The following is an 11,482-nucleotide window of genomic DNA, read 5'->3' as shown; positions in this document are numbered from 1 at the left end:
TGGGTGGCGCCGGCCGCTGGGGCTCGGATCCTGTGCTGGCCTGGCGGCGGTGTCTCCCTGGGGTCTCCGGGCTGGCGTGGCCCGGCGGGGGCGTATGCGGCCGTCCCCGGCGCCGGGAGCCGTGGGGCCGTGGGCCTGTCCGAACCAGATCCCGAGGTAGGTCCCGCGTTGCCGCCGGAAGTGCGTCCGTCGCACCGTTGGGACGCCCCGGCGCTCCGGGCATTCAGGCAAGGCCGTCGCCCCTTTTCGCCGCGCCGGAGGCGGTCCGGGCAGTCCCTCCACCTGGGGGGGGCAGAGACCGTGTGACCGGCCACAGCGCGCGGACGAGCCGGGAAGACGGACCGGTCGGCGTCGGACGTAGGCTCGCGTGCGGCCCACCGACGACGAGGACGCTCGTCGGACGCGGGCGGGCGGCAGCGAAGGCACCCGGGGAGGTGCCCCGGACCAAGATTCCGCACCGTCCCCCTCGCCTCGACGGGGACACGGCCCCAGGACCGATCCGCAGGTCGTCGTGACCCGCCGCGCGGGGGTTTGTGCCCGGCGCCGCGTGGTGTCAGTTTCCGCGGCGCAGGGCTACCGCCTCGCGACCGCTGGTCGCGGCGGCGAGCGCGCGTGTCGTGGCCCCGACAGCCCCCACGCCAGAGAGTGGCCAGCCCAGAGAGCATGAAGTCGGCCGGGGTTCACGGGGGGCAACTCGGTTCGAAGTAGGCGTTGGCAAGTTGTGTCCAGGGTCGCGAACACGCGGGCGCGAAGGACCGTGTCGAGCCGGGGCCGGTGAAACCGCTGGTCGAATCCGTCCTCGGCGTACAGCGCGGCAGCTGCCCGTGCCGGATGGGTTGGCGCGGCTGGGCAGCCCGGCCCGAAGGATAAAAAGGCGGCCCGGCTTCACCGCGCTCCTCCTCGGCCCGGGCCGCCTACGACGACCTGGTGCTGGTACGAGAAGACCAGCGCGCGCTGCCGCGGCGACCTCGATCCGGTTCGACCGGGGGTCTCCCACGCCTGGGCCAGGTGACCGGGTCGGCCGCGAACATCCGGATCTCCTCCAACCGAGGACCGTCCACCGACGGCGCGTTGCAGGACGCACGCAACACCGTCCCCTTACTGGGGGACACCGGCCGGCCGAACGGCCACCGGAAACAGTTGCCAGTCGTGAGGCCGCCTCGCCAGGCGGGTCGTGATGTAGGCCGGAACAGTCGCGGCGATCGGTCCGCGCCCACCACCCCCCCCCCCCTCCCGCACCGCGTGGCAAGCGCAGGGCCGGTTCACGCCTCCGCGGCCGGCGCACGACAGCGGGCCACCACCAAGTCACGGCCACTGGTAATTGTGAGGACGGCGGCTACAACGCCAGACGGGTGCCGATCAGGCGCCGTTCGCGAGCGCGCCGGTGAATACGTCCCCGAGGCACCTGCCTCCGAGGAAGGATCACTGCTCGAAGCGGAGCACGGTCAGCCACTCGTTCCGCCAACGGCGTCAGGGACCTCAACGCAGGAGGACCCGGTCACGGCTCCGCGCGGCCAGCCCACCGGCGTCCGGAAGGCAGCGAGACCCTGAGCACGAAGGCTCCAGCGCTGCCGGGCGATGATACTCGTAGTCCTCGGCCGTCACCGCCGCGGTCCTGGCATGCGCAGGGGGCGCTTCGTGGGGCCCAGCGCCCTGGCGTTGTCGATGGTCTCTGAGGAGGGGAAAAAGAGACCGAGTCCATCCGGATCGACCCCGCCCCGCTGGGGCCAGAGGATTCCGCTGGGTTTGGGCGGACCCGGGGTTCGTACGAGGACGGGAACTGGCTGGAGAGGAACAGGTCACCGAGGTAACGGCGCCAACCGGGCGACGTTTGTCCGCGACAGCGAGGGCCGCCGCCGTTCCGTAAGCCGGGAGTGACCCGTGATGGTGCGCGAACCCCCGTTGGGGGGCGGCACGGCCCCACCGCGCGAGCCAGGGTGCCGTGGCGGGCTCGCGCAAAGCACCGTGGCGGAACGTGGAACTACGTGCGTGAGGTGTGCGTCGCCCGCGACTCTGCCGCGTTACCTTCCGGGCCCGAAACAATGGGGCCCGAGGTTTCGAGAGTCCAGATCCACTCCCGAGCGCTGCCACCCTCTCAGGCGGGGAGGGACCAGATACCACCAACCGGCGGCTCCGGCCGGTCTTATGCGAGCACCGGCGTGGTCGGCCGGGAGCCCAGAGCTCTGTCAACCGACGCACCTGAGGGTGGACACTAACCTCCAGAGTAGCGCCTAGACAGCTGGCACGTCCGGTCACCGTCTTCGGCGTGCTCCACGGTCGATCGTGCCCGGGGGGCCGGTAACGGATGAATGTCACTTCCGGCCTCCCGCACTGTCGGGACTCGCGATTAGACACGGTCTGCCTGATCTTCTCCTCCGTCACCCCCGCACACGCAGCCAAGCACCGCGCGCGTCCCCTTCGACGCAGCACGAGCGGTGTGCCCGGCGGGACGTAAACACGATGATCCATCGCCCGGCCGATGTGTATCATGTAGGGAGCGCCCGTGCTGTCGAGAGCCCGTCTCGCAGCGCCCGCTAGCCAGGCGTGCCCGGCAGCGTCCCAGCACTCGCCGACAGCCAGACGGGGGTGCGGTTGCTAGGGCGTCTGTGGGTTACTCACGTGCTCGCGTGGCTTCAGTCGGCGATGTTCTTCTGGTGCCTGGCGTGCACCCGGCTTAGTATTCCTATTTGTTCGGCTACGTACAGGTGTGCTGACTCAGCCAGCGTCCAGAGTCAAGTGTGTGCGTGCTAGGGCGGTGGGCCAGTGAATGTGGGACAGGACTCCGTGTCTTATCCGTTGTCGTAAGTGGTCCGAATTGAGTGCACGATGTATAAGAGCACGGTGAACGTCCGCCACTCTTCCGCGCGAGCGGGTCAGCCCGCTGTCGATACATAGGGTCGGATTGGAGCTTCGTGGAGTCTCGCATGATTTCTCGGGAGTCGTTTCCGAGTTCGGTGCGGTTCCGCAAGAATCCGCGCGCCCGTGCGTCGTTCCGGGCTCTTGTGTCGGTTGGCCCGCGGGCCGCCGGCCTCGTACACCAGAGAATGGACCATGGAAGGTCGTCTCCTCGGCTGTCATTGCTTGTCACCGTCGTCCGGCTGGCAGGTGGCCGATTCAGTCTCATGGAAAGGTCTATACCAGTCGTACGAGATACGTGGAGACACGTACCGCAGAGGGCAGGGAACAGCCCGGATCCCCAACAGGTCGAGGAACGCCAGGTAGTTCTTGTCCGCACCCGGTTCAGCCGGTAGAGCAGCTGGTCCACGAGGTAAGGCGAAGGTCTCGATCAGGGTGACGCCCAGGATCGACACGTTGTGGTCGTGTCCACTCCGCCGCGCTGCTGCCCGTACCGCTTCGCCTCGTCGACGAGCTGCTGAACACCGTCCGGTCGTCCAGGTTCGGGGGGAGGGAGGGCCATCAGTCCGTCGACCGCTTTCCCGAGCCCCTCCCGGAGGGGATCGTGTAGAGGGGAAGACCGTTTGCGCCGGTCGTTTGGTGGTCCGCACGGTGTATGTTCACGTCGATGTAGAGGGTCCCCGCGTCCACGGGTCGAAGGCCACGACGACCTCGTCCACCACGTATCCGCGGCTCCCACCGCTCCAGCGCCTCGCGCACCGCTGGCGCGCGACCCGCCCGGCGTGTCGCCGTCGCCGGGCGCGAAGACGCGTACTCGTGGATCCGCAGCCGAACTCGGGCCGCATCGGACGCTCGCCGGGGGCGGTCCCCCAGGACCATGCCGGATCGCCTCCCTCCAGCTCCCTGCTCCCGTTCGACCATCCGATCCCGCCGGTGGGCCCGACCCGCAGCGGGAACGCCCAGCCGCGGCCGATGAGACCGCTTCGCGTCATCACCGCCCCCGATTCAGGACGTCCGGCGCGCCGGTCAGGATCGTCGCGCCGCACGCCGTCCGGTCGCGGGCCCGCGCCGCCGGCAGTCCGCCGATCAGCACCGCGCCCGCGGCGAGCCCGGCCGGGTCGGGCAGCACCACGTTGGCCGGTCCGAGGGCGACGTGCGGCGGGACACGCAGACGTGGCAGGCTGCCCACCACGGCGGCCGGCAGCCCGCCGATCAGCACCGTCGCCACGGTCGCGGCGGCGCCGGGCGGCGGAGTTGGCGATCCGGCCGCCGTGGTCGGTCGGATCGCCCGGTACGAGGGGCGGCGGACGGCATCAGGGGCTCCTCGGGAGGAAGGTGGCTGCGGCGGGAAGACCGGAAAGTGGGACACAGGAGGGACGGGGTGGTGGGAACGAGGAGGGACAGGAGAGGTCAGTTGATGCGGACGAGGCGGGCCTTGAGGACCGCCAGAGGCCGCCGTCGACGGTGACCTCGGCCGTTCCCGGCCACTCGGACCGTCCGCCCGCCGACGCGCACGCGGGCCGTGGCGTCGATGTCCACCTCGCGGCCGGTCACCTTCACCGTGCCCTGCCGGGCGTCCAGCGTGATGCCGTCCCGGTCCAGCAGCACGGAGCTCACCGGCCGGTTCCGCCCGGCGTACACGGTGAGCTCGATCCGGTCCCGGCGGTCGTCCGAGGCGGACCTCGAGGCGTTCGTCACCGGTCACCAGACGCAGCCCCGACGGGCCCGGCGCCGGCGCGTCCAGCAGCTCCACCCGATGGCCCGAACGCGACACCACCGACCGCCGGTTGACCTTGCCGCTGGTCCGGTCGACCAGGGGCACGTCGTGCGGCGAGGGCTCGTCCACCCGTTGTAGAGGCCGCCGATGACGTACGGACTGTCGCAACAGCCCCTGCTCGAAGCCGACGAGCACCTCGTCGTTCACCTCGGGGCTCACGACGCCACCGCCGCCCTTGCCGCCCCACTGGACCGTCCGCACCCAGTCCGTGACGTACGTGTCGTCCAGCCACGGGAACCGCAGCCGCACCGCCCCGCGCTCCGAGCCGTTCGGCTCCCGCACGTCCGTCACCACGCCGATCGCGAGGCCCGGGACGCGCGGGCCGCGCCCCGGGGCGTTGGCGCCCGTCACCAGACCCGTCAGCGAGCGGTCGGGGCTCGCGCTGACCCACACCGTGGTGCGGTAGCCGCCGTGCGGCTCCAGGACGTGCTGCACGGCGGTCGCCGTGTACCGGCCGGAGAACGCGGGACCCACGTTGCCCAGGGCCACCGCCCGGCCCGCCCGCAGCAGCGGATTGCCCTCGGCCACCGCCTCCAGCTCGCCGAAACCGGCGCTGATCTGCGCCGCCGTCGCCCCCGCGACCGCCGTCGTCTCGGCCTGCGTGCGGTACGGCGTGTCCGTCACCGTCACGGTCGACGACCCGAACCGCGCGGCGGCCTGCGGACCGAGCCCCCGGGACCACCGTGTCGCTGACCACGGCCGGCCGCTCGGCGACCAGGGGCCGCTTGGTGGTCACGTCCCAGCCGCGCACCGCCACCTTCGCCGCGCCGTCGGCCGCCGACAGCGCCGCCCGCAGGGCCAACAGGTTGCGCCCGTACTCCAGCACCATCGGATGCCGCGTGGCCGACGTCGACGGGGCGGGGCGCCCCGGACGCCTTGGCCGGCCGGGTGAACTGGAGCAGCCCCTTGTCGTCCACCCGCACCTGCGCGCCGCTCTCCCCGGCGAGGAACTGCAGGAAGTCCCAGTCGGAGACGTTCGCCTGGGACAGCTGCCGGTACGTCACCGGCGCGGCCTCCACCGCCCCGACCGCGAGCCCCGCCCCGGCGGCCACCTTGCGCACGATGGCCGCGGCCGTCATGTTCCGGTACGCCACGACCTTGCGGCCCCGCTGGAGCCGGTGGGCCTTGGAGTAGGCGCGGACGACGGTGAACGAACCGGTGCGGTCCCGGTCGATCTCCAGGGCCGTCACCTCGCCGTTGAACAGCCGCTCCCGCGCCTGCCCCTTCACCGTCACCACCGACACCCGCAGCGGGGTGCCGATGGTGATGCCGGTCGCGCGCAGGAACTCGTGGTCGGGGTCCCGGTAGGTGAGCACCGCCGTGTCGGGCAGCGCCACGTTCTCGTCGACCACGCAGCTCACCAGCTGCGCGGCCCAGACGGGCGGCAGCTCACCCGGGGCCTCCACGATCGGATCGGCCGCGAACGACCGGCCTCCGGCGTCGGACGTGCTCATCGCCCCTCCTCGTCCTCGTCGCCCGCGTCCCGCATCCCCGGCACCACGAGCTCCGTCCCGGGGACCAGCGCCATCGGATCGTCGATCCCGTTCGCCTCCGCGATGGCCCGCCAGGCCGTCGCGTCGCCGTACTCGTGCCACGCCAGCATCGCCAGGCTGTCGCCCGCCACCACGGTGTGCGTGCTGCGCGCGGTGCGCCCGCCGGACGTCGGGTTCTGTCCGGGCGGGTCGACGCTCGCCTCCTCGATGGACAGCGCGCAGGTGGCCCGCAACGGCTTCCCGTCCACGTCGAACAGCGTGTAGGTCACCGACAGGCTGGACAGCACCCCGTCGAACGACGTCGTCCGCGCGTTGCCCCACTCGAAGCGCACCCACGGGCTCGCCGGCTTCTTCCGCCCCAGGCTCGCCGGGGTCGGCACGCACGCCTTCATCAGCTTCTCCACCGCCTGCTCCACGGAGTTGTCGTGCGTGGCCGTGGCGTCCAGGAAGACCTCCAGGCTGAGCGCGCGCGGGCCGCTGCCCACGAACTCGGGCAGCGCCGACTGCCCGGCCATCCGGGACGGCGAGCGCCGCCACTCGGTGGTCTTGCGCAGCTCCAGCGACGAGGGGTTGAACTGGAGGTCGAGCCGGGCGATCGTCCCGCCGGGCTTGGCCCCGACCGAGGCGGGGGGCTCCTTCAGGGTGAGCTGGGCCCTGGCGCGGCTGGCGCGAGCCGATGCGGGCATGGCGTGCACTCCCTTCCGGAGCGGGGACGAGGTACGGGTGTGGAAAGGGGAAACGGCACAGGTGCGGGTGCGGGTGCGGGTGCGGGTGCGGGGGCGGGGGCCGGTGCGGGGCGCTCGCGCGAGGGCCGGGTGCGGGCGGCTGCCGGGGTCAGCTGGGCAGAAGGCCCGCGTGGGCGATCTCCAGGGTCTCCACCGCCGCTTCCGAGTGGGCCGGGTCGAAGGAGGGCCCCTGCCAGCGCACCGGCACGATCCCGAAGACCTGCCAGCTGATGATCCGGCTCAGGTCGGGCCGCAGGGCGACGATCTCGCCGTCCTTCGGCTCGACCCTGCGCAGCGTCTCGTCCAGCCAGCGGCCGATCTTCGCCGTGTCCGCCGTGACCGGCCGGGTGAGCGTGATGTTCGACCAGGTGACCCGGCCCGGCAGCTGCCAGGTGAAGCCGTTGTTGCCGCCCTCGGCATAGCTCTCCATCTCGACCTCGGCCCCCATGCCCGAGCACGTGTGGAACGCGCCCAGGTCGTTGCCGCCGATCGCCAGCCGGAAGAACACGCTGGTCGCGAAGATGCTGTCGGTCATCGTTCCGCCGTCCGTCTCTCGTTCGTCCGTCTTCTCAGCGACGCCCGTCGAAGGGCCTGCCCGCGCGCTCGCGCCCGCGCCGCAACTCGGTGCGCAGCAGCCGCGCGACCGGATCCAGCAGCCGCCGGGCCAGGTCGTCCAACTCGGTGTCCGAGCCCTGCGGCCCCCGTCTCCCGCACCCGCTCCGCCCGGCCCGGCACCGCGGCCGCCTGCACCGGGCGCGCGGCACCGGGTGCGGGGGGCGGTCCGCCGTCGGGACGCGGGGTGCCGGTGGCGCGTTGCAGCGGCGGCGGGTTCGCCCCACCGGCACCGCGCGCCACCGCGGGCCGCGCCACCGGGATCGGACGGCCCGGTGGCAGCCCGCCCGGGGCCGTGGGGGGCCGGGGCCGGCCGGACCACGAGCGGCGGCGTCGGAGCGCCGGCCACGGGCAGCGGCGCCGGACCCGACGCGGGTACGGGGCGTGCGGCGCGGCCGACGGAGACCGTGGGCGCCTGCGCGGTGCCGGTACGGGGGGAGGCCGCCCCCGTCGTCACCCGCGGCCCGTCCGCCGCGCGCCGGCCCGGGGGCGCGGCCGAGGGTGCGTCCGGCCACCGGGCGGGCACCACGGGCCTGGACGCCGGGCCCGTACGGGGCGGGTCCGGACTCCCCGTGTCGACGGCGTCCAGGCCCAGGGGCAGAGGACGGGCCGCCAGAAGCCGGAGGACCGGCACAGGGGAGTCCGCGGGGCCGCCGCTGCCGCCGTCGGCGACGGGGTCCGGCTCGACGAGCGGGACCGGGACGGGCCGTCGGTCGCCGTGGTCCCCCGAAGGCCCGGTGAGGGCGGTGCGCTGGAGCGGGGTCGCCTGCGGTGTGCGGGTCCGGGCCGCAGGGGCGGTGCCCGGGAGCGCCGCGCTCGCCGGCAAGGCGTGCAGGGGTGCCCCGAGCCCGCTCCGCGCCCGGGGCCCGGGCCCGGCGGGCGGCTCGGCCGGACGTCGGACGGCGGGCATCGACGGCCCCGGTGACCGTCACCTCCGACGACTGCGCCGTGTCGCGGCCCAACGGCGCCGCGGTGGAAGGCAGTTGGGCGAGGGGCGCGCCGAGCGGTGGCCTGGTGACCGGTGGTGTCGCCGGGGTGGCGGGTGTCTCGGCTCGACGCTGGACCGTGGGCAGGGGCGGCGAAGGGTCGGGAGGGGTCGCCTCCGACGGCTGCGCGGTGGGCGGCAGTTCGGTGAGGGGCGCGCCGAGCGGTGGCCTGGTGACCGGTGGTGTCGCTGGAGTGGCGGGTGTCTCGGCTTGGCGCTGGACCGTGGGCAAGGGCGGCGACGGGTCCGGAGGGGTCGTCCTCGGCGGCCGCGGGATGGGCGGTGGTGAGGTGAGGGGTGTGTCGGGCGACGGCCTGCCGGTCCGAGGCGATTCCGGGGCGGTCGGCGTCTCGGCTCGACGCTGGACCGTGGGCAGGGACGGCGATGGCTCGGGAGTAGTCGCCTCCGGCGGCTTCGTGGCGGCCGTCGGTCCGGTGGGCGGGGCTCCGAGCGGTGGCCTGGTGGCCGACGGTGTCGCCGGGGCGGTGGCCGTCTCGGCCTGCTGCCGGACCAGGGGCATCGGCGAGCCGGGGACCGTCACGTCCGACGGCTCGCCGCCACCGGGCGGTTCGGCGACCGGAGCCCCGAGCGGGGCCCTGCTCGCCCGCTGCACCGGGGGCGTGGCCGGAGGGGTGGTCCCGGAAGCGGGCGGCACGACCGCCACGCGGCGCCTGGGCATCGCGGGAGTGCGGGCGACGGTCGACGGCCGCCCGATGGTGCGCGGGCGCACCACGGCGCGGGGCGCCGGGGCCGCGGACGGCGCCGGACCGGGCGCGGGAGCCGGAGAGGCGGCGCGTTCCCCGTGCGATGCCGGGGCGCCGGCCGCCCCCTCCCGGAGGGACGCCTCGCGGGCGCGGGACGCCGGGGCACCGGACGGCGCCGGGTCGGCCGCGGCTCCGCCCCCGCCGTGCGGCACCGGAGCGCCGGCCACGGCCCGTCGGGTGGGGAGTGCGGCGGTGCCGGAGGCGCGTGAGGGCGTCGTTCCCCGTGGCGGGGCGCCGTCCACCGGCGCCTGGGGAACCACGGCGATCCGCCGTATCAGAGGGAAATCCGGTAGCCGCGGGCGCTCCGGACGCTCGGGGCGTGCCGGCCCGGTGGGCCCTGCCGGAAGCGCCGGGGCGCGGGTCCGACCGGGACCGGCCGCCCCTGCCGCACCGGAGGGTTCGGCGCGCTGTACTGCCGTACCGAGGGCCGGGGGTGACAGGAGCCGCCGGTTCCCGGGTCCGTTGCCGCGCGCGTCCGTGACCGGCGCAGCAGGGCGGGGTCCCGCCGCGCCAGGAGGCTCCTCCCCGCGGGGGTCCCGGCCGCGTTCCCGGGCCGGGGCCGGCGTTCCGGAGCCCCCGGTCGGCTCCCGCCCCGACACGGTCCGCGCCACGACCGGTCCCGGCGTGACGTCGGAGGGCGGAGCCGTCGTCGGGGCCCCGGCCTCGGGCGCGGGTGTGCCGAGCGGCTGCGCCTCGGCCCCGGCCCGTCGTACGGGGCCGGGCTTCGACGGGCGCGCGGTGCGGGGCGCGGAGGGCTCCGGCGTCGGGTCCTGCTCGGGCTCCGCCCCGTACGGGCCGAGGGCGCGGAGCAGCAGCGGGCCCCCGCCGCTGTGGGTGGGCGGGTCGGCGGCGGGGCGGGCCACCCCGCGGACGAGGCCGGGCGGGGCGGAGGGGGCCAGGCCGTGGGCGAGTCCGGTGTCGAACGACGGGTCCTGCCAGGCGGCCAGGCCGGCGCGGAAGACGAGGCCGTCGCTGACGGCCAGCGGGGCGCGGGAGACGGTCAGCCGGGGGCTCGTCGTCATGCGCCAGCCGCCGTCCCAGTTCCCGGGCACGCCGGACCCGGGTGGGGCGGCGGCGTCCCGCGGCGCCGCCGGGCCCGGTGCCGCGGCGTCCGTGGGAGCCGGGCCCCGGGAGGGCCCGGCGCCGCGCCGCCGCAGCCTGTCCCGCCATGCCATGATGTCAACCGCCTTCGTTCACACGGGTGTTGATACGGGCGATCTCGGTGACCCAGTCCTGGCGCTCGCGATGGGTCAGGTCGAGGATGTCGTCGCGCTGCCAGTGGAAGTGGTAGGCGATGTACGCGATCTCCTCCCGCAGCCGGGGGAGGGCGTACGTCACGATTCCCCCAGGCGCCCACCGGAGAGGTCGACCTCGAAGCCGCCCTCGCAGTGCGGGCAGGTGACGGCCGCGCGGGTGTGGCCCTCGCTGTTGACGCGCCGGTAGAAGTCCTGGAGGAAGGCGACGTCGGTCGCGTACATGCGCTCCACGACGCCCGCGTGCACGTCGGTGAGCGTGCCGAGCCGGGTGATCACCTGGCTGAGCAGCACCACGCTCAGGTACGCCGGGTTCTCCTTGACCCGCAGGTCGATCTGGGGCCGCAGCTCGTCCCGCGCGGTGGCCAGGCGCATCGCGCCGTGCCGGTGCAGGGTGCCGTCCTCGTCCACGTACCCGCGCGGCAGCTCGAACTCGAAATCGGTGCGCAGCCCGTGGTCCTGCCGCGGTGCCGGTGCGGCGGCGGGGGCCGGCTGCTCGGGGGCCGGGGCGGGCGCCGTGGCCTGGAGGATCTCCTCCAGGCTGCCCGCCGTCACCGTACGACGCCTCATTCGACGATGATCTCCTCGAACACGATGGTCACGGTCTCGGTGGCCCCGGACGACTCGCCGGCCTTCAGCGAGGGGCCCTCCCACTTGGAGGCCCAGCCCTGCATCAGCTGGATGCGCCGGACGGTCGAGCCGGTGCTGTCCTTGATCTCGATGGTGATGTTCTGCCGGGCGGTGTCGACGGCCCCGTTGTTCAGGGTCTCCTTGATCCACTTGGTGAACTCGCTGCTCTTGTCGAGTCCCCGGGTGATCGTGATCTCCCCCGCCTGGCGGGCGCCGGGCTGCTTGCGGATGATCTGCTTGCCGGTCGCGCTGACCTGGCGGACCTCGACGACCTCCTCCTCGACGCTCAGGCCGCTGATCTCCTGGACCGACTCGACCAGATAGCCGCCCAGTTGCACGCCGAAGACATGGGTGGAAAGAGCATCGCCCTCTGCCATGACCGTCTAT

7 protein-coding genes and 3 pseudogenes are annotated in these 11,482 nt (G+C 74.2%); all 10 read right to left on the bottom strand.

Annotated elements, in window-relative coordinates; all coding sequences use genetic code 11:
• Positions 1–3,179: 3,179 nt before the first annotated feature.
• A pseudogene (locus ABD981_RS10260) lies at positions 3,180–3,396 on the bottom strand (putative baseplate assembly protein); the annotation flags it as partial.
• A 451-nt stretch (positions 3,397–3,847) separates the two neighbouring features.
• Positions 3,848–4,118: pseudogene (locus ABD981_RS10255) on the bottom strand (PAAR domain-containing protein).
• A gap of 148 nt (positions 4,119–4,266) precedes the next feature.
• Positions 4,267–4,554, bottom strand: a complete 288-nt coding sequence (locus ABD981_RS38840) for a hypothetical protein (protein WP_425586400.1) — start codon at positions 4,552–4,554, stop codon at positions 4,267–4,269.
• Positions 4,555–4,582: 28 nt separating this feature from the next.
• Positions 4,583–5,257 (bottom strand): annotated as a pseudogene (locus ABD981_RS38835) (VgrG-related protein); the annotation flags it as partial.
• Positions 5,258–5,259: 2 nt separating this feature from the next.
• On the bottom strand, positions 5,260–6,087 hold the full coding sequence (locus ABD981_RS38830) for a contractile injection system protein, VgrG/Pvc8 family (protein WP_425586399.1): 828 nt from the start codon (positions 6,085–6,087) through the stop codon (positions 5,260–5,262).
• Positions 6,084–6,812 carry a CIS tube protein gene (locus tag ABD981_RS10245; protein ID WP_345528194.1) on the bottom strand — a complete coding sequence of 243 codons (729 nt, stop codon included), beginning with the start codon at positions 6,810–6,812 and terminating at the stop codon, positions 6,084–6,086. The genes ABD981_RS38830 and ABD981_RS10245 overlap by 4 nt, the downstream gene beginning before the upstream one ends.
• A 148-nt stretch (positions 6,813–6,960) precedes the next feature.
• On the bottom strand, positions 6,961–7,386 hold the full coding sequence (locus tag ABD981_RS10240) for a phage tail protein (RefSeq protein WP_329418255.1): 426 nt from the start codon (positions 7,384–7,386) through the stop codon (positions 6,961–6,963).
• A 3,005-nt stretch (positions 7,387–10,391) separates the two neighbouring features.
• Positions 10,392–10,550, bottom strand: a complete 159-nt coding sequence (locus ABD981_RS10235) for a DUF6760 family protein (protein ID WP_165591043.1) — start codon at positions 10,548–10,550, stop codon at positions 10,392–10,394.
• Positions 10,547–11,035, bottom strand: coding sequence for a zinc-ribbon domain-containing protein (locus ABD981_RS10230; RefSeq protein WP_046912479.1), 489 nt, complete (start codon positions 11,033–11,035; stop codon positions 10,547–10,549). Before ABD981_RS10230 ends, ABD981_RS10235 begins: the two co-directional genes overlap by 4 nt.
• Positions 11,032–11,472, bottom strand: a complete 441-nt coding sequence (locus ABD981_RS10225) for a phage tail protein (protein ID WP_046912480.1) — start codon at positions 11,470–11,472, stop codon at positions 11,032–11,034. The genes ABD981_RS10230 and ABD981_RS10225 overlap by 4 nt, the downstream gene beginning before the upstream one ends.
• Between the last annotated feature and the right edge of the window lie 10 nt (positions 11,473–11,482).

Source organism: Streptomyces showdoensis, assembly GCF_039535475.1.
In the GTDB taxonomy this organism is placed as follows: Bacteria; Actinomycetota; Actinomycetes; order Streptomycetales; family Streptomycetaceae; genus Streptomyces; species Streptomyces showdoensis.
The sequence above is the reverse complement of the archived record's forward strand: the minus strand, read 5'-3'. Positions and strand labels throughout refer to the sequence as shown.